Raw genomic sequence first — 24,355 nt, forward strand, 5'->3', positions numbered from 1 at the left:
CTGATTCAGTTAATATCTGCTATTTTGAAATCAAATGTTTCCCGGCTCTTTCTACAAAGACGTCTTCCAGTGTTGTCTCACGAAGAGACGCCTGCCCTGTAAGCTCTTCCAGATACCGGATTGCTTCCTGGCGTGTATGGAAATAGTGATTCTGTGTTCCATCTGCTGTCATCTCGTCTACTGCATAAGCACCAAGACTCTCGATCAATGCTTGCGGAGTACTTACCTCCTCCAGCTTTCCATGATCCATCAGTGCCACACGATTGCAGAGACTCTGTGCTTCTTCCATATAATGAGTAGTCAGCAGGATCGTCAGGTTTTTCTCATTAAGCTTACGCAGAAGATTCCACATCTGTCTCCTGGAAAGAGCATCCATTCCTGCTGTGGGTTCATCCAGAAGCAATATCTCCGGATCTGTCAGTAATGCCCGGCAGACCATCAGCTTACGCTTCATTCCACCTGAAAGCTTACGGACTGTACGCTTGCGGAATTTCAGCAGGTCACAGAACTCCAGAAGCTCTTCTGTTCTTTCTTTTATCTGCTTTCGCGGCATAAAATAGAGCCGTCCCTGGTATTCCATAATCTCATCCATATTCATATCCTGACGCATGGAATATTCCTGGGTGATCACACTGATTTTTCTCTTCAGATCGGGACGTTGTCTTGTAAGCTGCTGACCGTCTATGAGGATTTCTCCCTTTGTCGGAAGAAGAAGGGTTGAGAGCAGACTGATGGTCGTTGTCTTGCCTGCTCCGTTTGGTCCGAGAAGACCAAAAAACTCACCTTTTTCAATTTTCAGGTTCAGGGAATCCACTGCTGTAAAATTGTCAAAGGTTTTTGTCAGATCTCTGGTTTCGATCATAATCCTCCATCCTGTTCCTTTGCAATGATCAGAGAATAATAGCCTGCATCATCCGGAATTTCTTCTACACTGTTGTAAATATGCTCATCCGGCATTCCACAGTTCTCCACCATACGGATATTGCGTCCGCTTTTTGCCAGAATTTCCTTTACCTGATTCATCTTTTTGCCGGATTTCATCAGCACATAGGTACCCGGCTGATCCAGTTCACTGTCAAGGCGGTGAACTGCAGGCTGTACATGAAGAGGCTGGTTCCACTCTGTAAGCGGGATATTCAGGCGTGCTGCTGTTGCGCAGAAGGAAGTGATGCCGCTTACCAGTCTTGTCTCATATCCATCTGCTTCTACTCTCTTCTGCACATATGAAAATGTTGAATAGATAGTCGGATCTCCAAGTGTCAGAAATACTACATTCTTACCTGTATCAAGTGCTGCTTCCAGCGCCTTGGCTCCTTTTTCATGGTTCAGTTCCAGTTCTGCCTTATCGTGTGTCATTGGCATATAGATTGGCAGAAGTTCTTTGTCTGCAAGCTCAGGTACTGCCTGTACTGCGATCTTATATGCAACTGTTTCACGCACCTCTGCGCCCGGTACTGCAATAATATCATTCTCTTTGATCAGGCGCACTGCCTTTAATGTCATAAGTTCCGGATCTCCGGGGCCAACTCCTACTCCGTATAAAATTCCTCTCATTACCATATCCTCCTGTGATTTGCATATACATTTTTATGATATCAGAATTGCAGGAGCTGCTTCGCAGCAAAGCAATTCACAGATATTCATTTATTGTGCTCACTGTTCACTACGTTCTCAATGATGTTGCGTGCGGACAGCACCTTTTATTATACTAAAACAGGATAACTTTTTCAACGAGGTATTGACAATTAATTTCAATTGTGGGATGATGAAAATTATCGAATTTAAGTGAGGAAAGAAATATGAGAAAGATTTTTGCAGTTCTGGCAGCTTTGATCTGCTGTCTGTCAGTATGGACTTCTGTTCCTGCTGCACAGGCTTTCACTCTTGATAAAGAAGATGGGGAGTATTCCATCCAGGTAGAGCTGGAAGGTGGAAGCGGCAAAGCCAGTGTCACTTCACCGACTTTGATCACTGTGAAAAACGGCGAAGTAACTGCCGATATCCAGTGGAGCAGCTCTAATTATGACTACATGATCGTTGACGGTAAAAAATATCTCCCTGTCAATGAGGAAGGAACGAATTCTGAATTCCAGATCCCGGTTACCATTATGGATGAGAGCATGCCGGTAATCGCAGACACTACCGCCATGGGTACCCCTCATGAGATCAATTATACCCTGACTTTCTATTCCGATTCCATCGGTTCCAAAAGCCAGATGCCGCAGGAAGCAGCGAAACGTGTTGTTGCTGTTGCTCTTGTTATTATCATAGGCGGCGGGATTCTGAATTATTTCGTAAACAAGAGAAACCGTTGTTGAGCCAGGCGGACACCTGCATCTCAGTTCGGTTAAGAAATACAAAAAAGCTGCCATACGGCAGCTTTTTTTGTATTCTATATCTTTATTCAGCCATCTCCACTTCCAGCACATAGTCTACAGGATCCGGCAGTACAGGATCCGGGCCAAGGTCAACAAATGCGATATCCGGATAATCGCTGTGCACCCATAAAGTAGAGATCGGCACTTCATGTCCGTCATCCAGGGCACGTACTTTCACAATCTTATTCTTGTCAAATCCAATCAGCGGCAGTGGTCCTAATGTATTCTCATAAATATGGACATAATACTTATTTCCTTTTCTGGTAATACGTCCATAATCCGGTTTCGGAATATCTGCTGCCGGAGCGCATCCATAGATACTGTCATGGTTCTTATCCATCCAGCGTCCGATTTCCGCCAGGATCGCGGAGGATTCTTTCGGGAATTTACCTTTCGCATCAGGTCCTACATTCAGGATCATATTTCCACCTTTGGAAACACACTCTACCAGCTTCTTGATCAGCATGGAAGCAGGTTTGTAATAGTGGTCATTTGCGCAGTAGCCCCAGTTATTGTTCATGGTGAAGCATGCTTCCCATACCATCGGATTCCCTTCTTTGTCACAGATTCCTTCCGGCGGGATGATCTGTTCCGGGCTTATAAAATCGCCATGATACGGTGTCGGATCGCATTCATACAGAGATCCTCTTCCCTCACCACTGACTTCCAGACGGTTATCAATGATGATTCCCGGCTGTAATCTGCGGACCATATCTATCAGTCTGGTTGCTCCCCATTTCTCGCCTCGCATATCGTCATAGGAAAAGTCAAACCACATAATATCGATTTTTCCATAATTTGTGCAGACCTCTTCCACCTGATTGTACATATACTCTATATAACGAGAAAAATCTCTGTTTTCATTACTGCATTCCGGATGGTTTCTCATAGGATGGATGCGGTCTCCGTAATGAGGATAGTCCGGATGATGCCAGTCAAGTAAGGTGAAATACAGACCGACTTTCAGACCTTCTTCGCGAAGAGCTTCCACATATTCTTTGATCAGATCTCTTCCTGCAGGTGTATTGGTAACTTTATAATCTGTGTATTTACTGTCAAATAAACAGAAACCATCATGGTGTTTCGCAGTCAGAACTACATATTTCATACCTGCTGCCTTTGCCTCTTTTGCCCACTGTTTCGGGTTATAGTCTCTGGCATCAAATTCTTTCATAAACGGAAGGTATTCTTCCTCAGGCATCTCCTCTGTACTGCGTACCCATTCTCCTCTTGCAGGAATAGAATATAAGCCCCAGTGGATAAACATTCCGAAACGGGCATCCTGATACCATTTCATACGTTCTTCATATTCTTTTCTGTTAAACTGATACATGATTTCTTATCTCCTGTATTTATTTACATTAATCTCAACAGCATATCCCCGGTTCCTACATTGTAACCGCTGGTCGCATAAATCCCATTCAGGGTTCCATTCGTCACAATGATCAGCGGAAGTTTATCCGGGTCTACGTACATACGTCTTCCCAGAGTATTGATAATCTCTGAGAAATCATCATAATAAATCTGAATATTTTTTAACTTTGCAAGTGCTTTGGACAGTGTCGGTGTCTCCAGTGCTTCTTTACTTCTCACTACAAAAATAATCTGCTCTGCATATTCTGCGAAAGCCTCTTCCTGCTCCATCATTTCATTTAAGATATGCTCAGTAGGCTCTTTTTCTTCTTCCAGAAACATCAGGATATGTTTTCCGTCTGCTGTAAGGTCAGATGCTTTCAACTCTGTACCATCCTCAGTTTTCAGCATAAATTCCGGCATGGAAATATTCTCCAGCATATCCTCCAGATCTGCTTCCCTGAGTACCAGCTCGATTTCCTTTGTCTCTCCGGGCTGAATTTCAAAATGATATTCATTTGCAAACATATTTCCATTTGGAAGTCTGTTTGAAGTAAGAATCCTGTAGTTTCCGGATTCCAACGGCAGATTTAGGATCTGATCTTCGAAATTCTCTGCTCCCAGTTTCAGTGATGTATATCTTCCATTCTCCAGTTTTGCAATACTCCAGTTCTGGAAATATTTCCACTGTACAGTCTCTCCTGCTTTCAGGATCAGAGTACAGTTCTTCTCTGTTCTTGCAAGCACAGGAACGAATCTTCCGTTTTCCATATATTCCATAGAACGATCATGTGGATTCAGTCTTGCCGCTACTCCAAGGGTTCTCGCTATTGCAACAAACAGGATTTTCTTTGACAGGAAGCTTCCTGTACAGGTCCTTATGCATCCTGCCGGTGTTGTGATCACACTGGAACGCTCTTTCTCCGGTCTGGAAACAATTGCCTTCTCGATCAGATTCCAGATTCTGGAAGGATCATCTCTCAGCTCCTGTTTCTCAGCTCTGGAAAAATGCTTCTTAATCTCTCTTCTGTATTTCTGAAGAACTTCATCATCTACTCTTGGATTTAACACATAAGATACAAAGGTATCCTTTTTCATCATACCATGATATGGAATTGCCAGCTCCAGATGTTCCTCCAGAACGTCACTGATACAGTCAGTTCTGTCTTTCTCTGTAAGAACCCTCAGGAGATCTTCTCTGTATGAGGCAGCAATGGCTTCTTCTATCCTGTTTACCTTTTTTTCCAGGAAACGTTCACATTCCGGATTTGACCAGTTTCTTACTTTCTGCTCTCTGTGTGCATTGGCTGCTGCCAGACGCTTATTTCCCTTCGCCTTCTGTTCCGGAGTCGGCATGTCTGTGTTTACAGGTGCATCATGAGGAGCAAATATATCTGCTGCTGTCCACTTTTCTGATTCGCCGTCATTTCTTTCGTCCTGCGGTACCAGACAAAGTTCACAGTTATCTTCTTTCTCAGTGTTCATAACTGCTTCCGCATAGAACCACTCGCCGTCAGAACACATTCTTGCGGAAATATGCAGACTTCCAAGTCCTGTTGTCAGTCTGGCAGTTCCCTTACTGTCTGTTTTCTTCTCTGCGATCGGGGCATACTCTGAATAGTTCAGTACCTCAAAGGAAACCTCAGCTCCCTCTGCGGGTAACCCCTGCGCATCCTTTACTGTTACTGTAATTTCTTTGGTTACTGCATACCTCTTCAATTCATTCAGCATGGTCACCATACCATCTGTGCCGATCACCTCGCCTTCCGGGATCTTGGTGTCAAACACACGTGAATGGATCATCATTGCTCTGGAAGAAGCGTTTGTAAACCATCCTTTATTCAGGATTTCTTCAGGCTCACAGGCTCCAAGGAAGTACCATTTACCGTCACACCAGATCTCTACCCAGGCGTGATTGTCATCGCAGTGAGACCACTTCGGTGCATATACCTGGCGGGCAGGTACGCCTACACTTCGCAGTGCATTTACAGTGAACACAGACTCTTCACCACATCTGCCATTTCCTCTGCGGTATACAGAAATCGCAGATAACGTACGGTCATCTGTACAATGATAAGTAGCTTCTTCGGCACACCAGTAGTTCACTTCCAGCGCTGCTTCTCTGAAGTTCATTCCCTGTATTCTGCTTCCGATCTCTGCGCGGAAATAAGTTCTGCACTGTGCGATCTCCTCCTCATTTACTCTGTGAAACAGCACATAATTCAGGAAGATTTCTTCCGGAAGGTCTGCAACCTGCGGATTCTCTTTCCAGAGCCTCACACCATTCTCCGCATAGTCCAGAAATACTTCAAACGGGTAATTGCCAATGTCACTGTACGGCATAAACGCATATAAATATTTACATGCAAGTGCCACTTCCTCTGTACATTTCTGTAATTTCTCGTCTACAGGCGCAAAAACCCGGGGCAGGCTCTTTGCCTGCTCCAGGTAGTTCTCTTCAATTCGGCCCCTGTTCTCTTTTAAAAAAACTCTCGGTTCTGCCATTATAATTCCTCCAGAACTTTCTTTGCGGCACGGATATTATCTACATCCGTACGCCATATCTCATATTCGCTCAGCATCGGAAGTCCCATATTGACTCCATCCTTGCGAAACTGCATCTCACTGTCAATGACTCTCTTTCCTGTCATATGATAAGCCCTGACTCCTGTAAGCGGATAAAGCTGGCGGATCACTTCTGCTCCCACGCCGCTTCCTGCCTGGATCGTGATACGTCCCAGACTCTTCTCTACCAGTTCCTTCAGCAGATCTGCCCCCTGCAGACATACATTGCGCTGGCCTGAAGTAAGGATCGTATTGATTCCCAGTGAGATTGCCTGTTCCATTGTTTCTATTGGATCCACGCATACATCAAAAGCTCTGTGAAGGGTCACTGACATATCCCCTGCCGCCTCCATCAGTTCTTTCATCTGTTCCATGTTTAATGTGCCATCCGGTTTCAGCACCCCAAATACAACACCTTCAGCACCCATTTTCCTGAAATCTTCTACTGCATGCTTTATCATGGAAAATTCTGCATCTGTATAGCAGAAATCTCCAAAACGCGGACGGATCAGGGCATGGATCCTGATATCCGAACGCTTTCTTATCTCATCAAAAAGCCACGGTCCCGGAGTGGTTCCGCCGATGATCAGGTTGCCGCAGAGTTCCAGCCTGTCTGCGCCTCCCTCAACCGCTGCCATAGCAGATTCTACAGAATCTACACAGGCTTCCAAAATATATTCTTTCACGTACTTGCCTCCATCTTTTTCATTTAAGCCAGACAGATCATCCATTCTGCTGACTGATTTAACCAGATCAGATAAGTCCCCCGAAGACCTACCTGTATCAGAACAATTTCACCCCTGCTCTCTCCAGTGTACTCACGATCGTATCATCTGGAAATTCATCCGTAACAATTCCGCTGATATCATCAAAGTATGCATATTTATAGGAATCGTTGAAATAGAATTTATCCTTTTCCATAACAACATATTTATGTCTGCTGCTGTACACGGCTGCTTTCTTTGTCAATCCGTCCTCTACCCCCAATGTAGTAATTGCACAATCAGTCATATCCACACCGCAGCTTCCTATAAATGCACGGTCAAAGCTATACTGCTTAATCACTTCTATCGTTGCAGCTCCCATAAATCCGTTTACTGTCTGGTACATTGTTCCCCCTGTACCGATTGCAGTAATAGACGGATTTGTGGCAAGGATCTGCAGGATATCTATCATATTGCTCACCACTACCACACGCATATTTGACGTGGCAAGAAGCTTTGCCAGTTCGATATTTGTGGTAGAAATATCAAGGAAAATCGTTTCGTTATTCTTAATCAGTTTAAATGCTTTGGCTGCAATTGTTCTCTTTTTGTCAAGGTTAAACTGGCGTCTGTCTACTACGTCTCTCTTCAGCGGATAATCCTGTGAAAGGATTGCGCCGCCGTAGGTTCTCTTTAACTTACCGGCGTTTTCAAGAGTCTTAAGATCTTTTCGGATACAGTCTTCTGTGACCTGAAAGATTTCACTCAATTCCTTAACCTTGACTTTTCCATTTTCACGAAGGCATTTCTCTATTGCGCTTTGTCTTTCCTCAGTAAACATAGCCCCTCTTTCCTCATCCATTCATGATAACCTGTATCTTTCAGTGAATCCTGTTTTCTTCACTGTTCATCTTCAGGTGTAATATTGTTATTTCGGAATTCCTATTCTGTAAGTTCCGGATAATGACATTTTACAATATGACCCGGTGCAATTTCAACAGGTGTCGGCACCTGTGTCTTACATTTTTCTGTACAATGTGGGCAGCGTGTATGGAACAGGCATCCACTTGGCGGATTACTCGGACTTGGAAGATCACCTTTTAAAGTAATACGCTCTTTCTTCACTTCCGGATCCGGGATCGGAACTGCTGAAAGAAGTGCTCTTGTATATGGATGTCTCGGGTTTGCATACAGTTCTTTCTTCGGAGCTGTCTCTACGATCGTACCCAGATACATAACACCGATCCTGTCTGAAATCATCTCAACGACACTCAGGTCATGGGAAATGAACAAATAGGTAAGATTAAAGTCTTTCTGTAACTGCTGCAGAAGATTTAATACCTGCGCCTGGATAGAAACATCCAGCGCTGATACCGGCTCATCTGCGATGATAAGCTTTGGCTGTACAGTCAGTGCTCTGGCAATTCCGATACGCTGACGCTGACCACCGGAAAATTCATGTGGGTAACGTTCTCCGTGTGATGGGCTTAAACCTACTGTTCCCAAAAGTTCATGCACTTTCTTAAGACGCTCGCCTGCACTCATATTTGTGTGAATCAGAAGTGGCTCACCGATGAGATCCTGAACTTTCATTCTCGGATTCAGGGAACCGTATGGATCCTGGAAAACCATCTGGATATCTGAACGTAACGGGCGCATTTCTTTCTCTGAAAGTTTGGAGATTTCTTTTCCCTCAAACCAGATTTCACCGGAGTCAGGTGTGATCAGATGATCGATCAGTTTACCTGTCGTGGATTTACCACAGCCGGACTCGCCTACCAGCGAAAAAGTTTCACCCGGATAAATATCAAAAGATACGTCATTTACCGCATGGACAAATTTCTTCTTGCTGAACATTCCTCCGTTTGCCTGGAATGTTTTCTTCATATTCTTTACTGATAATAACGGCTCGCTCACAGGTTACGCCTCCTTTCCGATTTTGTTGAGCAGATGGCATCTGCATTTTCTGGTTCCTGCTTCGTTGATATCTGCAAGCTCCGGTTCCTGCTGATGGCAGATATCCATTGCATATTTACATCTCGGTGCAAACTTACATCCTTTCGGCATTACGGACAGATCCGGTACGCTTCCCGGAATGGACGGAAGAGATTCCACACCACTTCCAAGTTTCGGTACAGAACCGATCAGCCCCTGTGTATATGGATGTTTCGGATCTGCAAAAAGTTCCTGCACAGGCGCTTCTTCTACGATTCGGCCGGCATACATAACAACAACTCTGGAACACATTTCAGCGACAACACCAAGGTCATGTGTGATCATCAGAATGCCTGTATTCTTCTTTGCCCTGATCTCCTCCATCAGCTCCAGGATCTGTGCCTGAATGGTAACGTCAAGGGCTGTAGTCGGCTCGTCCGCGATGAGAAGCTCCGGCTCACAGGACATTGCCATAGCAATCATAACACGCTGGCACATACCGCCTGAAAGCTGGTGCGGATAACTCTTTAATGTCATATCCGGTTCAGGGATACCTACTGATTTCAGTACTTCGAATGCTCTGTTGTGCGCTTCTTCTTTTGAGAAATTGTTATGGAGCAGGATTGCTTCTGTCAGCTGTTTCTCAATTCTCATACATGGGTTCAGAGAGTTCATCGGCTCCTGAAAGATCATGGCAACTTCACGTCCTCTGATCTTTCTCATGCCTTTTTTATCTTCTTTGAGAAGATCCTTGCCATTAAGCAGGATCTCACCGTTGGAAATCTTACTGTTACGTGCCAGAAGTTTCATAATGGAAAGGGAAGTTACGGATTTACCGCATCCGGACTCTCCTACCAGACCAAGAATCTCACCCGGCTGAATGGAGAAACTTACATTATTAACTGCTGTCACCCATGTTTTATCTCTTTTAAACTCCGTACGGAGATTCTTTACTTCTAATAATTTTTCTGCCATGGTTTCTTCCTCCTAGTTCATCTTTGGATCCAGGGTATCTCTGAGACCGTCGCCCAGCAGGTTGAATGCCAGAACTGTAAGGAAGATCAGAATACCAGGGAACAGTACCATGTGAGGAGCTGTATTCAGATAGTTACGTCCTGTGGAAAGCATGGAACCCCAGTCAGGCTCTGTGACGTTTGCACCGAATCCCAGGAAGCTTAAGGATGATGCAGCAAGGATCGCAGTACCTACACGCATGGTAAAGTTAACGATCATGGACTGAATCGTACCAGGGAAAATATGTACAAACAGGATTCTTGTGTTTGAGCATCCCAGGGAACGGGCAACCTCTACATAAGGAGCCTGCTTTACGGAAATCGTCGCGCTTCGTATGATTCGTGCGAAGGACGGCACTGTAAATACCGCAACTGCGATCATAACGTTTACCATACCCTGTCCGATGATGGCAACAACTGCGATAGCCAGCAGGATATCAGGGAAAGCGAAAAGTACATCACAGCATCTCATAATCAGGGAATCGATAATTCCGCCGTAGAAACCTGCGATCAGTCCGAGAACAACACCGATAGCCGTACCAATGATCGTCGCTGTCAGCGCGCATGTAAGAGAAAGTCTGGTACCAACCATCAGACGGGAGAAAACATCCTGTCCGTATTCATTGGTTCCCCAGATGTGGGCTGCGCTTGGCCCCTGCATCATAGCTGTGTAATCCGGTGCCTGCGGATCATACGGAACTACATACGGTCCGATAATTGCCATTAAGATAATAAAAACTATAAATGCCAGAGAAATCACTGCTGTTTTTCTCTTTATGAATTTCTTGACAAATTCTTTGAACTTGCTCTGTGCCTTAGGGAGTTCTTCGGCAGCAGCAAGGTTAATGTTTGATGTTGTGTTCTTATCTGCCATCTTCTCTCCTCCTCTACTCATAACGTACTCTTGGGTTAATCACGCCATAAAGAACATCTACGATCAGGTTGATCAGGATATATTCTGTAGCAAAGAACAGAAGTAATGCCTGAACAACTTTGTAATCTCTCATCTGGATGGAGTCTACCAGAAGACGTCCAAGCCCAGGAATGGAGAATACTGTCTCTGCCATAACAGATCCGGAAAGAAGACCACCGATCTGAAGTCCGGCTACTGTTACGATCTCGATCAGAGAGTTCTTAAATGCATGGCGCATAACAACCAGTGATTCAGAAAGACCTTTGGCACGTGCGGTACGCACATAGTCCTCACGCATGGTCTCAAGCATGGAAGATCTGGAAAATCTGGCAAGTACGGCCATGATTCCTGCTCCCATTGTAAGTGATGGAAGAATGTAGCTCTTCCAGGTTTCCAGTCCACTGGTTGGAAGCCATCCCAGGCTTACTGAGAAAAGCTGGATTAATTCCAGACCTAACCAGAAACTTGGAACAGATATACCTGCGATTGCTATGATCATACCTACATAATCAAGAATTCTGCCATGAAATACGGCAGCGATGATACCGATTGCAATACCGATGATCGCAGCCCATATCATGGATGAGAATGTCAGCATGATAGTTGGTTTCAGTCTTGGTGCGATTGTCTCTGCTACGGTTTTACCGTTTTTGATAGAGTTTCCCAGATCTCCTGTAAAAAGACCTTTCATATATTTGCCATACTGTACAAATAGTGGCTCATCCAGTCCCAGCTGTTCACGTACAACTGCCACATCTTCCTTTGTTGCATCCTGACCGGCTACCAGTCTTGCCGGATCACCGGGAATCATATGGATAAACATAAATACTACGAATGAGATAACCAGAAGCAGCGGGATCGTGCTTATCAAACGTTTACCTAAATAACGTCCCATATTTTTCCTCCTTATCATTTTCTTACCTGTTGTTTATATTTGATGCTTTATAGTCGGAGAACTGCCATAGTGAATCTTATGGCAGTTCTCCGGTTTGAACATCCTTGTCCTGTATTCACACTGCTGTATCGGCAGTATTTTTATGGAATTGCTGCAATTTCAGATCAGGCAGCCAGATTTATGTTCTTCGCAGCCTGTTCTCAAACAAATTACTACTGTGCTAAAGTTGCATTTGCGAAGTTAAATGCTCCATCCGGAGATACATATACGCCAGACAGATAAGATTTTGTAGAATAGATGATCTGGTCATTGCCAAGGAATAACCATGGGCATGCTTCCCATGCGATCTTCTGAGCATCGCTATAGTATTTAGCCTGTTCTTCTTCGTTAGCTGTTGCAAGACCTTCATCCATATCTTTATCAAAATCAGCATCGTTGAAATATGCTGTGTTTGCACTTGTAGGAGGGCACATTGTGCTGTAAAGCAGGGAACGTAAAGAACCATCCATTGTGAAGTCAGATGCAGACCAGTTTACATACCACATATTGATCTCAGCATCTTCTTTGTCAACATAAATCTTGTCACTTACAGTTGCAGGCTCCATTGGCTGAACGTCAACTTCGATACCGATCTGAGCAAGCTGCTGGGAAATAAATGTCATACCTTTGATTTCCTGTGTTGTGTTATCGCCCCACAGAGTAAGTTTGAATCCGTCTTCGTATCCGGCTTCTTTCATAAGTTCTTTTGCTTTGTCTACATCATATGTGTAAGCTTCCTGCTCTTCATATCCGCCGATGATAGATGGAACTACAGATGTAGCTGGTTTTCCGTATCCGGAATACATTAACTGGATGTATGCATCTTTGTCGATCGCATAGTTCATAGCCTGACGTACTTTTACATCAGAAAGCTGTTCCAGATCCATGTTCAGAGTTACATATCTCATGATGTTGGAGTCTGTTGTAAGAATGTTTACATCGTCTGTTCCTTTGATTGCTTCAATCTGGTCAGACGGTGTAGGATAGATGAAGTCTGCTTCACCTGTCTGAAGCATAGCTGTACGTGCACCCGCTTCCGGAACCTCTTTGATTGTTACAGTGTCAACGCCCGGTTTGTCTCCCCAGTAATCATCATTGCGCTTAAAGCTTGTGTGGTCTCCCTCTTCCCATTCTGTACATACATATGGGCCGGTTCCGCATGGATGATTCATAATATCATTGCCATACTCTTCAAGAGCTGCAGGACTGATGATACAGAACTGTGTCAGACGGTTGATAAATGGTGCCCATGCCTGTGTCAGTTTGATAACCAGTGTGTAATCATCCGGTGTTTCAATGCTGTCTACACGAGGTGTTTCAGATCCGTCTTCGTTAGTTACGATAAATGTTCTTCTCTGACGAAGGTTGTTGTCTTTGTTAACTACACGATCATAGTTTGCTTTAACTGCTGCTGCATTGAAGTCTGTTCCGTCCTGGAATTTAACGCCCTGACGAAGTTTGAAAGTATAAGTAAGAGAGTCATCGGAAACTTCCCATGATTCAGCAAGTTTGCCTGTTAATTCCTGGTTCTCATCAAAAGAAACCAGTGTCTCGTATACACCACGTGTAGCAGAGATTGCGTTTGTATCCGGAATGTTTGCCGGATCCATGGAGCTTACGCTTCCTTCGATTGCGATCACCAGATCATTGTCGGATGATTTGGAATCTTCATTTGTGGCTTTGAGAATATAGCCGTCATCATCTGCTGCAAATGCTGTAGCGGACATGGAAACTGTCATTACTCCTGCAAGAGCTGCTGCCATAACTTTTTTGTACATTTTCATAGTTTTCTCTCCTTTTCTTTCTGTACATTGTTACTTAGTTACAATCACGAAGTTAATTTTGGGTACAAAAAAAGTGTTTTTATATTTTTGCGTCTTTGCAATGTATAAAAATCGTGCAGCAATCCATTTACTTACATGCGCCTTTGCATCTTCATAAAAACACTTAGTTGTTTAACTTGACTCCAGTATAGCAATCTGTTGTCCTATTGTCAATTATTTTGTCGTATTTTATATTATTTTGGTGGTATTATACCAATATCTGACAGTGAAATTGGTATAAATCACCATCGATCAAGGATTATTTATTCTTGTTTGGTATTATTTGGCTATAATCTGTACAAACAATAAATCCTCTAAACCTTATAGTTGGTTCAGAGGACTTATGTTGTTATCATATCTGTTTCTTCACATGAACCTGTAACTGATTGTACGGGATTTCAATTCCGTTTGCATCAAATGCTTCTTTGATCAGTTCATTAAGCCGCCACCTGGCAGGCCAGTATTTCTCCGTAGCCACCCACACACGCAGGCCCATGACCACTGCGCTCTCTCCAAGCTCATCTACAAACACCACCATTCCCTGGTCGTCTTTCGTATCTTCATCATTATGAAGGATTTCTTCTAGGATTGCTTTTGCTTTCTTAATGTCTGAATCATAAGAAATTCCTACTTTGATCTCCAGCTTACGAAGATCTCTGGCAGTTACATTTGTAATAATGCTGCCGGACAGCGTTCCATTTGGGATTACAATGTGTTTGTTATCTATGGAAATCAGAGTTGTATAACAGATTTCTATTTTGTATACAGTTCCTTCGCACCCATTCTGCTGTGCGATAATGATATAATCCCCCACCTGAAATGGTTTGAAGATCAGAAGCATGATCCCGCCTGCGATATTTGCAAGGCCGCCCTGCAATGCAAGACCTACCGTTACACCGGCAGTACCAAGCAGTGCTGCAATAGAGGATTCCTTTACACCAAAATGAGTGGCAATGCTAAATACCAGCAAAATGTAAAGTACAATTCTCAACAGCGACCCTGTAAACTGGATCACACCTTTGTCTACAGACGCACGCTCCATGGACTTCTTTATGAAAGAAACAAACCACTGGATCACTTTGCGCCCGCCCACAAATACCAGCAATGCCATTACTACTTTCAGCCCCAGTTTCGTCAAAGCCGGAAGATAGTCTGAAAAATACTGCTTATAGCTGTAATATAAACTTTTTGCCTCCTGAATTTCCTGGTCCAATATTTTTCACCTGCTCTCTTATATTTTTGTCATGTATTATTTTTCTGTCCTTCTTTCACTTAACAGACAGCTTTTCATATGATATCAGGGTTAAGAGATGTCTTTCCCCTGCCTTGATATCTGCGAATTGCTCTGCATCCAAAGCAACTCCCGCAATTCTCATATAAGAGTAGCATAACATACCTCGTTCTCTGTAACAATCAATTTTATCTACTTATAGCAATACCATAATCCGGGCAAAAAAAGAAAGCGGACAATATATCCGCTTTACTGACACAGGATTTCACGCTCTGATGAGCTAAAATCAATATGCCTTATTTATAAGGATTGCTATAAGCGCAGAATAATCCCCTCATTTCCCGAAAACAAAAAATAAATAATTAGTTGAATAATCAGTATCGCCGGAACTCCTGTCTTAAATTTCGGCTTTCTTGTTTTATGATGAAATACCTTCATACCGGCCAGAGCTCCCACCGACCCTCCGATCACCGCCAGAAATATCAGCTGCGCTTCCGGTATGCGCCACTGTCCGGCTTTTGCCCTGCTTTTATCCAAGCCATAGATAAAAAATGTGACTACATTAATGATAATCACATAAATATATAGAAGATTTGTAGATGTCATCTGCACCTGCGAATTCCTTTCTTTAATCTTAACATGCCAGACCTGCTATCACTGATTCAAAATCCTCATCATAACCATCATATTTAAGTTCCAGAGGTTCTTCCACATCAAGGCTTAATACTCCGAGAATAGATTTGGCATCAATAAAAATTTTTCCTTTAGATACAATGTCAATATCAAATGGACATCTGACTGCCGCACAGACCAGTTTCTTTGCTGCCTCTACGTCATTAATCTTAATTGTCTTATTTGCTGTTGTCATATTCGGTAATCTCCCTTCCCTTTTGGTCTCCGTCCTATTGTCAGGACTTTTATATTGATTTTTTGACCCAGTCGTATTATACTGATTCACACATTGATATACAAACGTTATTTTTCTATATCAGATATTCTATTTTTATATAGCATAAGGAGCCGACTGTATCATGATTCTTGATTATTATCGTATTTTTTACTATGTTGCCCAGTATAAGAGTTTTTCCAAAGCAGCCGACGTTATGGGAAACAATCAGCCTAACATTACCCGGTGTATGAACATTCTGGAGAATGAACTGGGATGTAAACTTTTTATCCGTTCCAATCGCGGAGTACAGCTGACCATTGAAGGAGAAAGACTTTTTGAACATGTATCAATTGCAATAGAACAGCTTGTATCAGGAGAAAATGAACTTCTCAAAGATAAAGGTCTGGAAAGCGGACTTGTAAATATTGGTGCCAGTGAAATCGCACTGCGTTTATTCTTGCTGAACGAACTGGAAGTCTTTCATCACCGTTATCCACATGTAAAGCTGAGGATTTCTAATCATTCCACACCACAGGCAGTTCAGGCACTGGAAAACGGTCTGGTAGACTTTGCAGTAGTTACCACACCTGTCGCCCTGAAAAAACCGCTTCAGAGAATTCCCCTCTATTCTTTCCGCGAGATCCTTATAGGCGGAGAGGAATATGCGGAAACAGCTTCCAACAAACACTGTCTTCAGGATCTGCAGGATATCCCTCTGATCGGGATTGCTCCCGGAAGCAGTACAAGAGAATTATATACACAGTATTTTATGCGCCATAACCTTCCCTTCTCACCTGATATGGAAGTGGCAACTACTGACCAGATCTTCCCTATGGTGCAGCACAACCTGGGAATCGGATTCTTCCCTGAAGAGCTTGCTGCTGAACATATTGCTCAGGGGAAAATCGTCCAGATTCCCATTGAAGAGCCTCTTCCTGAACGAAAGATCTGTCTGATCCGCAATGTAAAAAGGCCACAGAGCATTGCAGCACGCAGCCTTGAAGAACACCTCACATCACACCGGGAAACAGAATAACTGTTACTGCAGACAGCAGTACCCCAAAAAACAGGGATCACTCCTGCAGATATCCGGTCTGCAGTGGTAATCCCTGTTTTATTGATGTTATTTATTTAATCCTTTCATGGATAAGCTGATACGTTTTTTCTTCATATCAACTCCGATTACTCTTACATCTACGATATCCCCTACACTCACCGCTTCCAGAGGATGTTTGATAAATCTCTCTGTCATCTCGGAAATGTGCACCAGACCGTCCTGATGTACACCGATATCTACAAATGCACCGAAATCAATAACATTACGGACAGTTCCCTTTAGCACCATTCCTTCTTTCAGATCTTTCATTTCAAGAACGTCTGAACGAAGGATCGGTTTCGGCATGTCATCACGAGGATCACGGGCCGGTTTCTCCAGTTCCTTTACAATATCACGAAGTGTGATCTCACCGATTCCCAGTTCTGCTGCCATCTTCTTATAGTCTTTTACCTGCAGGGAAAGTCCAAGGAGATTTCCTGCCACAACATCATTTGGCTTATATCCAAGTTTTGAAAGAAGTGCAGATGCTGCTTCATAGCTCTCAGGATGTACACTTGTTGCATCCAGAGGATTCTTTCCACCGGAAATACGCATGAAACCTGCACACTGTTCAAATGCCTTCGGTCCTAATTTCGCTACTTTGAGAAGTTCTTTTCTGTCTGTAAACTGACCGTTCTCTTCTCTGTAAGCTACGATATTTTTGGCAATTGCTTTGCTGATACCAGAAATATACTCAAGCAGAGATGCAGATGCTGTATTTAAATCTACACCAACTTTATTTACACTGTCTTCTACAACGCCGCTTAATGCTTCATCCAGTTTCTTCTGGTTCATATCATGCTGATACTGACCCACACCGATAGATTTCGGATCGATCTTAACCAGTTCTGCAAGCGGATCCTGTACACGTCTTGCAATGGAAGCCGCACTTCTCTGTCCTACATCAAAGTTCGGGAATTCCTCTGTAGCCAGTTTGCTTGCAGAATACACAGATGCTCCTGCCTCATTTGTGATAACATACTGTACCTTTTTTTCCGGGATTTCTTTGAGCATATCTACGATCACCTGCTCGGATTCACGACATGCTGTACCGTTTCCTACTGAAATAAGGGATACACCGTATTTTTCGATCATACCTTCCACTGTATCCTTGGCAGCACGGATCTTTTTCTCAGTAGTCGGAGCTGTGGGATAAACAACTGTTGTATCCAGAACTTTACCTGTTGCATCTACAACTGCCAGCTTACAGCCTGTACGGAACGCAGGGTCCCATCCAAGTACGACTTTGCCTGCGATTGGAGGCTGCATCAAAAGCTGTTCCAGATTCTTGCCGAATACATGGATCGCGCCGTCTTCTGCCTTATCAGTAAGGTCACTGCGGATTTCTCGTTCGATAGCCGGTCCGATCAGACGTTTGTAACTGTCTTCTACAACTGCTTTCAGAATCGGAGTTGTATTCGGGTTGTCTTTTTTGATCACTCTCTTATTCAAATAACGAAGGATGTCTTCCTCCGGTGCATTTACTTTAACAGTGATAAATTTCTCTTTCTCACCACGATTTAACGCAAGAATACGGTGTCCTGCCAGTTTCCTGACCGGCTCCTCGAATTCATAATACATCTCATATACAGACTGAGTTTCCGCATTCTTTGCTGTGGAAGAAATACTTCCGTTCTTTATTGTCAGGTTACGAATGTAGATACGATAGTCTGCTTCATCGGAAATACGCTCTGCAATAATATCTTTAGCTCCGTTCAATGCTTCTGCAACATTCTTAACACCCTTTTCTTCGGAGACGTATGCCCTGGCTTCCTCTTCTACCGGCTTGTCTGTCATCTGCAGAAGAATGATATCTGCCAGTGGTTCCAGCCCTTTCTCTTTGGCAATTGTCGCACGGGTACGGCGTTTCGGGCGATATGGTCTGTATAAGTCCTCTACTACAACCAGTGTCTGGGCATCCAGAATCTGTTTCTTCAGTTCCTCAGTCAGCTTGCCCTGGTCTTCGATGCTCTTTAATACCTGATTCTTCTTATCTTCCAGATTTCTCAGATACGTCAGTCTCTCAAAGAGTGCACGAAGCTGCTCATCATTAAGGGAACCTGTTGCTTCTTTTCTGTATCGGGAAATGAATGGGATGGTGTTGCCTTCGTCAATTAATTTGACTGCGGCTTCTACCTGCCATTTCTCCACCTTCAATTCCTGTGTGATTACCTGAATAATATCCATTAATTTTTTATCTCCTCTTGTTGCTTTTCAGAATGCAGATGCGTGTAACTGACCCTTGCATCCACATTGTTTTTCTTCTATAGCATAAAAAACGCTCTTGTGATAGGGTATCAATCTGGCGTTCATTTGTCAAGTGTGGGATTGATTCTGCCAATATGATACATACTGCCGGAATAACATTAGCCAAAATATTCATCCAGCTGTCTGATAAACTCTTCCGGCACTTTCCGTTCAAACGGAAAAATTTCGATGTTTCCCAGTCTGTCCGCGATATATCCCAGTAAGATCGCGCTTCTCTCCAACGACCAGTCCGACAGAAGTGCAATGGTATCATGACGTGTATGCATGCCAAATCCATCCCTGTTTAATGTCATAGCCGGAATACCTTTCCACGCAAAGGTGTTAGAATCGCTTCCCCAGATCTGATTCTTTGTAGACATGCCGATTCCTGTCTCATGAGCCATATATGTGATCATATTGCAGATTGACGCATCACCTGTCACTCCTACAACCGTTCCGCCCACAAGCTGTCCCGCAAGGTCTACATTCATATTGAAACGATGAGCCTGCAATTCTGACTCATGTTCTTTAATATAGTTCTGACTTCCAAGCAGACCTTTCTCTTCTGCACCAAACCATACGAATTCCATTGTTCTGCGTGGTCTGTGTTCTTTGAAATATCTGCAAAGTTCCATGATGATCGCGGCACCAGACATGTTATCGTAAGCACCAGGCCCCTCTGGTACGGAATCATAGTGTGCAGTAAGAGTCAGGATCTCCTCTGCTTTATCTGTTCCTTTGATTCGTGCCACTACATTTCGGGATGTACGTGCCACTGTCTCCTGTTCTACAGACAGGCAGGCCTTAGCCGCCCCTCTTGTCACTAATTCGACAGCATCTTTATAATGAATGCTTACACCCGGAATTCTATTGTCATAATTTGCCGCTTCTTTCCCGGCTGCTTTTTTCTCTTCACCCGGCAGATTCTTCGGCAAACTGTATGCGCGCGGCGTCAGATCCACGCCCTCGTCCAGCGGAGAACCGGCAATGCTGATAAAGCCTGCCACACCTGAATTCGCCAACTTCTGGTATAGTTCCTTTCTTACCGGATCATTTACCATGACGATTTTTCCTCTGGCATTTGTGAGGCTGATCTCATCAGCATTCTCCACATACAAAAAAGATGCATTCTGTCCATTCTCATCTGTATTGGAACATCTTCCACATCCGGTTACGATGTATTCTTTTGCATATGGTTCCGTTATCGTAAGCTTCGCCTTTTTTACCTGAAAAGTTTCAAAACAAAACTCTTCCAGATGGTTCTCCACACCAAAACTATTCAATGTTTCCTGAATAATCGTTGCTGCTTTTTCCTCTCCTACAGTTCCTGCCTCTCTGATATAATCAAACTCCGCCAGAAACTCCATCTGACGTTTTCCACTGATTTCATTTGTGTTCATAATTGTAAAAACCTTCCTCAAATATATTTATGCTACCAGCAATTATTCCTATTATACCATTTACGTATAAGCTTTTTCCACCATTATAAATGAGAAAATTCAGTAAAACCAAATTAATAAAAATAAAAAAGACCTTTATCAACATTTTTACATTGTGTCAGTTAAAGGTCTTTCATATTATGATTTTATTTCAAGCTATTGAAGTATTCATCCCATGGTTTTGGTTCGTTATCTTCTTCCTCTTCCGGAATTGTCTGACTCTGCAGGCTGTCCTGTACTTCTTTACTCTCTGAAGAATCATATGGGTTATCCTGTGTCGTTCTATTATTTTCCACAGAACCATACAAACTATCCTGGGTATTCTCACTTGCTGCATTATTCTGCACTTCTTTGTTCTCATCCGAAGCCACTGATGAATCACCTGTCACACTCCAGAACTGCTGCGGATGCGTCTGATCTTCCTGTGGCTGTTCACTCTGTGAATAACTGTCAAACATAGGATTCACATAGTCTCGTGCCACACGTTCTTCTTCCTCTTTCTGCACTTTAAGCTCCCCTGTCAGATCACGATAGAACATTACTTCTGTCATGGCCATATATGGAAATATCCACAAAAGTGCAATATAGAATGTAAAAACAGAAAGAAACATCAATGGGATAAAGCTTATCTTCAGCATCAGATATCTTCCGAAGTTTCCATGCATCATCTCCAGACTCTCTTTCATAGCCTCTGTACTTTTCAATTCCGGCTTATCTGCCAGAATATAATAAGTCATCTCCAGAGGAATGACCAGAATCTGATAAACAATCATTCCAACGATCATCAGAACAACACCTGTATACAGCCAGGTGATCAGCACCTCCACAGAAGCATCTTCACCCGGAAGATTCGCATTACTGTAAATCGTATAGGGCAGCATGGTAAGCAGATTCAGTACTGCCATAAAAAATCCGGCAACGATCACTCTGTCCGGGTGATGTCTGTAAAAATAAAACAAATCATTCAATGAATATGCTTTCCCTCTGGCAATATTCAGATACATATAATTCATACCTGCCGCTACCACATTGATCAGCAGAGTCAGAATAAATGTAAATGCATACGACAACACAATATCAATTGTTTTCTCTCCCGGAAATAAAGCCGAGGATATCATGCTGCTGATCAGAGCCAGTGCCTGAACTGCAACAAATGCCAGGATCAGTATCCCATATTTTCCTGACATGGCCTGCTTCGCATAGTTTTTTAATTCACGTCTCGATGTCATGTAATTCTCCTAAATCAGTCTGCCAGACCAAAGGCATCATGTACTGCATTCATTGCGCGCACGCCGTCCTTTTCATTGATCAGAACTGTCACACGAATCTCGGATGTAGAAATCATGTTGATGTTTACGCCCTCATTATAGAGGCTCTCAAACATCTTTGCAGCTACTCCGGGATTACTCATCATTCCTGCACCTACGATGGAAAGCTTCGCAATATTTCTCTCAGAATGAAGCTCTGCAAATCCAAGTCTTGCCTGATTTGCATCCAGAACTGCAACTGCATCATCCAGATCATTTCCATCTACTGTGAAGGAAATATCCTTTCTGCCCGCACGTCCGATAGACTGCAGGATCACATCTACATTAATATTCTTCTTCGCAAGGGTATCAAATAATTTAAAAGCTACACCCGGCTCATCCTTTAATCCGATTACCGCAATTCTCACTGCATCTGTATCCAGCGCAACACCGCTGATCAACATTCTCTCCACTGTAACTTCCTCCTTTACCACAGTTCCTTCACTGTTGTTTAAACTTGAACGTACCACAAGCGGCACGCCATATTTCTTCGCCATCTCCACAGAACGGTTGTGAAGCACACCTGCCCCGAGAGTCGCAAGGTCAAGCATTTCATCGTAAGTGATCTCTTTGAGCTTTCTTGCTTTCGGAACCTTACGCGGATCTGCTGTATAAACACCATCTACATCTGTATAGATTTCACAGGCATCTGCATGAAGAGCAGCCGCAAGAGCAACCGCTGTTGTGTCAGAACCGCCTCTTCCAAGAGTCGTATAATCATCATACTTGTCAACTCCCTGGAAGCCGGTAACTATTACAATCTTTTTGCTGTCCAGCTCTCTTCTGATACGCTCTGTATCAATTCTTTTTAAACGTGCATTTCCATGACTGCTTGTCGTATGCATGGAAACCTGAAAAGCATTCAGGGAAACCGCAGGAACTCCCAGTTTATCCATCGCCATTGCCATCAGTGCAACAGACATCTGTTCTCCGATGGTAAAGAGCATATCCATCTCTCTTTTCGGCGGTTTCTCATTGACATCCCTTGCCATAGTGATCAGTTCATCCGTATATTTCCCCATTGCGGACAGAACGACAACCACGTCATTTCCTTTTCTGTACTCTTCTATACAGCGGTTGGCAACATTAAAGATACGTTCTTTATTTGCAACCGATGTACCGCCAAATTTCTTGACAATCAACATTGTTTTACTTCCTCCATAATAAGTTTACAGGAAAGAGAAGATTCTCATATCTTCCCTTTCCTGTTCTGTTTACAGTAATCACTGTACAAATATTTATCTGAAGTATTGTATCAGTGTCCACCTTATCAGGCACACTATATGATACACGAAATCTGTCAGTTTATCAATCTTTAACTCGAATCTTTGCAAGTACCTGATCTCCGATCTGAGCCAGTTTCTCTTCAAATGCTCCCTGTGTCATTTCATCAGTGATAAATGCACATTCCTGTGGAAGCTGTCCCAGGCTGATGATCTCAACATCACCAAATACCTTCTTCGCTTCTTCTGCTGCTTCTTTTTTAATTCTCACAAAAAATCTTCCTGTCACTTCATCCAGTGGTTTCAGTACTGCCGGAGTGCTGTTCCAGTTTGTCACAATGTTAACATGGAGATGTTTTGCGGCATCCACAATATCACCAACTACAGCACTTGCTGTAGGCAGTTTACCTGCACCGCTTCCATAGAACATGGCATCTCCAAGCATATTTCCATGTACAAATACTGCATTAAACACATCATTTACACTGTAAAGAGGGCTGTTCTGACCGAGCATAAACGGTGCTACCATTGCATAACAGGTTCCATCTGCCAGTCTGCGGCTGGTTCCAAGAAGTTTGATGGTTCTGCCAAGCTTCGCAGCATACTCCATATCTTCAGGTGTGATCTTTGTAATTCCCTCTGTATAAATATCTTCAAAATCAAAATATCTCTCATAAGCAAGAGAGGAAAGGATTGCAATCTTACGGCATGCATCGTATCCTTCCACGTCGGCAGTAGGATCTGCCTCTGCATAACCCTTCTGCTGTGCTTCCTTTAATACAGTGTCAAATTCACAGCCTTCTGTGCTCATCTTATAAAGCATGTAGTTGGTAGTTCCGTTCAGGATACCTGTTACTTCGTCAATCTCATCTCCTGTAAGGGAAGAATTGATGACACGAATGATCGGGATTCCGCCGCCACAGCTTGCTTCAAATAAGAAGTTAATGCTCTTTTCCTTTGCAATATCCATCAGCTCGCGGCCATGCTTTGCAACCAGAGCCTTATTGGAAGTGCAGACATTTTTTCCTGCCAGAAGTGCCTTCTTTACAAAAGTATAAGCAGGCTCCACACCGCCCATAACCTCTACTACAATATCTACTTCCGGATCACTGACGATCTGTTCATAATCATGGACCAGAACCTTCTCTACCGGCTGTCCCGGAAAATCACGAAGATCCAGAACATATTTTACATGAAGTTCCTGTCCGGCACGTCTGGAAATGCTCTCTTTATTTTCATTTAATACTTCAAATACACCGCTTCCAACTGTGCCATATCCTAAAATTGCTACATTGATCATTTTCT

Annotated in this window: 21 protein-coding genes; 2 read left to right on the forward strand and 19 right to left on the reverse strand. The window is 43.3% G+C overall.

Going from position 1 to position 24,355, the window contains the following annotated elements:
- Positions 1 to 19: 19 nt before the first annotated feature.
- Together LJE11_RS11475 and cobI are read right to left on the reverse strand one after the other, a co-directional pair.
- Positions 20 to 862, reverse strand: coding sequence for an ABC transporter ATP-binding protein (locus LJE11_RS11475; RefSeq protein WP_118569514.1), 843 nt, complete (start codon positions 860 to 862; stop codon positions 20 to 22).
- Positions 859 to 1,554, reverse strand: coding sequence for a precorrin-2 C(20)-methyltransferase (gene cobI, locus LJE11_RS11480; protein ID WP_008706308.1), 696 nt, complete (start codon positions 1,552 to 1,554; stop codon positions 859 to 861). The genes LJE11_RS11475 and cobI overlap by 4 nt, the downstream gene beginning before the upstream one ends.
- A gap of 245 nt (positions 1,555 to 1,799) precedes the next feature.
- Between cobI and LJE11_RS11485 the strand changes: the two genes are divergently transcribed.
- Entirely contained in the window at positions 1,800 to 2,318 is a 519-nt protein-coding gene (locus tag LJE11_RS11485; protein ID WP_025578865.1) for a hypothetical protein, read from the forward strand.
- A gap of 82 nt (positions 2,319 to 2,400) precedes the next feature.
- Here LJE11_RS11485 and LJE11_RS11490 read toward each other — a convergent pair whose 3' ends face one another.
- From LJE11_RS11490 to LJE11_RS11545, 12 genes are all read right to left on the reverse strand, one after another.
- Positions 2,401 to 3,711 (reverse strand): alpha-L-fucosidase, encoded by a 1,311-nt coding sequence (locus LJE11_RS11490; protein WP_026649169.1) that lies wholly within the window; start codon positions 3,709 to 3,711, stop codon positions 2,401 to 2,403.
- A 23-nt stretch (positions 3,712 to 3,734) separates the two neighbouring features.
- A complete protein-coding gene (locus tag LJE11_RS11495; RefSeq protein ID WP_173702010.1) occupies positions 3,735 to 6,236 on the reverse strand; it encodes a transglutaminase domain-containing protein in 2,502 nt (833 codons plus the stop codon).
- Complete coding sequence (locus tag LJE11_RS11500) at positions 6,236 to 6,982, reverse strand: copper homeostasis protein CutC (protein ID WP_119243228.1); 747 nt, start codon at positions 6,980 to 6,982, stop codon at positions 6,236 to 6,238. The genes LJE11_RS11495 and LJE11_RS11500 overlap by 1 nt, the downstream gene beginning before the upstream one ends.
- Before the next feature lie 97 nt (positions 6,983 to 7,079).
- A complete protein-coding gene (locus LJE11_RS11505) occupies positions 7,080 to 7,841 on the reverse strand; it encodes a DeoR/GlpR family DNA-binding transcription regulator (protein ID WP_118572064.1) in 762 nt (253 codons plus the stop codon).
- 101 nt (positions 7,842 to 7,942) lie between these two features.
- On the reverse strand, positions 7,943 to 8,917 hold the full coding sequence (locus tag LJE11_RS11510; protein ID WP_020993647.1) for an ABC transporter ATP-binding protein: 975 nt from the start codon (positions 8,915 to 8,917) through the stop codon (positions 7,943 to 7,945).
- A gap of 3 nt (positions 8,918 to 8,920) precedes the next feature.
- Complete coding sequence (locus tag LJE11_RS11515; protein WP_118572063.1) at positions 8,921 to 9,910, reverse strand: ABC transporter ATP-binding protein; 990 nt, start codon at positions 9,908 to 9,910, stop codon at positions 8,921 to 8,923.
- A 12-nt stretch (positions 9,911 to 9,922) separates the two neighbouring features.
- Positions 9,923 to 10,822, reverse strand: coding sequence for an ABC transporter permease (locus LJE11_RS11520; RefSeq protein ID WP_118566665.1), 900 nt, complete (start codon positions 10,820 to 10,822; stop codon positions 9,923 to 9,925).
- A 13-nt stretch (positions 10,823 to 10,835) separates the two neighbouring features.
- The gene (locus tag LJE11_RS11525) at positions 10,836 to 11,756 is read right to left on the reverse strand and encodes an ABC transporter permease (RefSeq protein WP_025578853.1); all 921 of its coding nucleotides are present in this window, start codon (positions 11,754 to 11,756) and stop codon (positions 10,836 to 10,838) included.
- A gap of 212 nt (positions 11,757 to 11,968) precedes the next feature.
- Entirely contained in the window at positions 11,969 to 13,579 is a 1,611-nt protein-coding gene (locus LJE11_RS11530) for a glutathione ABC transporter substrate-binding protein (protein WP_020993649.1), read from the reverse strand.
- A 391-nt stretch (positions 13,580 to 13,970) separates the two neighbouring features.
- On the reverse strand, positions 13,971 to 14,831 hold the full coding sequence (locus LJE11_RS11535) for a mechanosensitive ion channel family protein (protein ID WP_118331220.1): 861 nt from the start codon (positions 14,829 to 14,831) through the stop codon (positions 13,971 to 13,973).
- Positions 14,832 to 15,161: 330 nt separating this feature from the next.
- Positions 15,162 to 15,455, reverse strand: a complete 294-nt coding sequence (locus LJE11_RS11540) for a DUF1294 domain-containing protein (RefSeq protein ID WP_020993650.1) — start codon at positions 15,453 to 15,455, stop codon at positions 15,162 to 15,164.
- 28 nt (positions 15,456 to 15,483) lie between these two features.
- Positions 15,484 to 15,717, reverse strand: coding sequence for an HPr family phosphocarrier protein (locus LJE11_RS11545; RefSeq protein ID WP_020993651.1), 234 nt, complete (start codon positions 15,715 to 15,717; stop codon positions 15,484 to 15,486).
- A 163-nt stretch (positions 15,718 to 15,880) separates the two neighbouring features.
- On the opposite strand from LJE11_RS11545, the gene LJE11_RS11550 reads away from it, so the two are divergent.
- Entirely contained in the window at positions 15,881 to 16,774 is an 894-nt protein-coding gene (locus LJE11_RS11550; RefSeq protein WP_008706289.1) for a LysR family transcriptional regulator, read from the forward strand.
- Between the two features lie 87 nt (positions 16,775 to 16,861).
- Here the strand turns inward: LJE11_RS11550 and LJE11_RS11555 are convergent, their stop codons facing one another.
- From LJE11_RS11555 to LJE11_RS11575, 5 genes are all read right to left on the reverse strand, one after another.
- On the reverse strand, positions 16,862 to 19,021 hold the full coding sequence (locus LJE11_RS11555) for a Tex family protein (protein ID WP_173702983.1): 2,160 nt from the start codon (positions 19,019 to 19,021) through the stop codon (positions 16,862 to 16,864).
- A 179-nt stretch (positions 19,022 to 19,200) separates the two neighbouring features.
- A complete protein-coding gene (locus tag LJE11_RS11560) occupies positions 19,201 to 20,481 on the reverse strand; it encodes a M28 family metallopeptidase (RefSeq protein WP_227295991.1) in 1,281 nt (426 codons plus the stop codon).
- 185 nt (positions 20,482 to 20,666) lie between these two features.
- Entirely contained in the window at positions 20,667 to 21,749 is a 1,083-nt protein-coding gene (locus tag LJE11_RS11565) for a DUF975 family protein (RefSeq protein ID WP_227295993.1), read from the reverse strand.
- A 14-nt stretch (positions 21,750 to 21,763) separates the two neighbouring features.
- Positions 21,764 to 22,972, reverse strand: a complete 1,209-nt coding sequence (locus LJE11_RS11570; protein WP_062808119.1) for an aspartate kinase — start codon at positions 22,970 to 22,972, stop codon at positions 21,764 to 21,766.
- Between the two features lie 163 nt (positions 22,973 to 23,135).
- A complete protein-coding gene (locus tag LJE11_RS11575) occupies positions 23,136 to 24,350 on the reverse strand; it encodes a homoserine dehydrogenase (protein WP_025578840.1) in 1,215 nt (404 codons plus the stop codon).
- Positions 24,351 to 24,355: the final 5 nt, after the last annotated feature.

The sequence above is a fragment of the Blautia sp. DFI.1.216 genome (assembly GCF_020594215.1).
Classification (GTDB): domain Bacteria; phylum Bacillota; class Clostridia; order Lachnospirales; family Lachnospiraceae; genus Blautia_A; species Blautia_A wexlerae.

Bases quoted from the DNA above. Each gene is read 5' to 3' on its own strand.
- LJE11_RS11495 (WP_173702010.1), bottom strand. From the start codon at position 6,236: ATGGCAGAACCGAGAGTTTTTTTAAAAGAGAACAGGGGCCGAATTGAA.
- LJE11_RS11560 (WP_227295991.1), bottom strand. From the start codon at position 20,481: ATGAACACAAATGAAATCAGTGGAAAACGTCAGATGGAGTTTCTGGCG.
- LJE11_RS11490 (WP_026649169.1), bottom strand. From the start codon at position 3,711: ATGTATCAGTTTAACAGAAAAGAATATGAAGAACGTATGAAATGGTAT.
- LJE11_RS11530 (WP_020993649.1), bottom strand. From the start codon at position 13,579: ATGAAAATGTACAAAAAAGTTATGGCAGCAGCTCTTGCAGGAGTAATG.
- LJE11_RS11570 (WP_062808119.1), bottom strand. From the start codon at position 22,972: ATGTTGATTGTCAAGAAATTTGGCGGTACATCGGTTGCAAATAAAGAA.
- cobI (WP_008706308.1), bottom strand. From the start codon at position 1,554: ATGAGAGGAATTTTATACGGAGTAGGAGTTGGCCCCGGAGATCCGGAA.
- LJE11_RS11505 (WP_118572064.1), bottom strand. From the start codon at position 7,841: ATGTTTACTGAGGAAAGACAAAGCGCAATAGAGAAATGCCTTCGTGAA.
- LJE11_RS11475 (WP_118569514.1), bottom strand. From the start codon at position 862: ATGATCGAAACCAGAGATCTGACAAAAACCTTTGACAATTTTACAGCA.
- LJE11_RS11485 (WP_025578865.1), top strand. From the start codon at position 1,800: ATGAGAAAGATTTTTGCAGTTCTGGCAGCTTTGATCTGCTGTCTGTCA.
- LJE11_RS11555 (WP_173702983.1), bottom strand. From the start codon at position 19,021: ATGGATATTATTCAGGTAATCACACAGGAATTGAAGGTGGAGAAATGG.
- LJE11_RS11575 (WP_025578840.1), bottom strand. From the start codon at position 24,350: ATGATCAATGTAGCAATTTTAGGATATGGCACAGTTGGAAGCGGTGTA.
- LJE11_RS11525 (WP_025578853.1), bottom strand. From the start codon at position 11,756: ATGGGACGTTATTTAGGTAAACGTTTGATAAGCACGATCCCGCTGCTT.
- LJE11_RS11545 (WP_020993651.1), bottom strand. From the start codon at position 15,717: ATGACAACAGCAAATAAGACAATTAAGATTAATGACGTAGAGGCAGCA.
- LJE11_RS11565 (WP_227295993.1), bottom strand. From the start codon at position 21,749: ATGACATCGAGACGTGAATTAAAAAACTATGCGAAGCAGGCCATGTCA.
- LJE11_RS11520 (WP_118566665.1), bottom strand. From the start codon at position 10,822: ATGGCAGATAAGAACACAACATCAAACATTAACCTTGCTGCTGCCGAA.
- LJE11_RS11550 (WP_008706289.1), top strand. From the start codon at position 15,881: ATGATTCTTGATTATTATCGTATTTTTTACTATGTTGCCCAGTATAAG.
- LJE11_RS11515 (WP_118572063.1), bottom strand. From the start codon at position 9,910: ATGGCAGAAAAATTATTAGAAGTAAAGAATCTCCGTACGGAGTTTAAA.
- LJE11_RS11540 (WP_020993650.1), bottom strand. From the start codon at position 15,455: ATGACATCTACAAATCTTCTATATATTTATGTGATTATCATTAATGTA.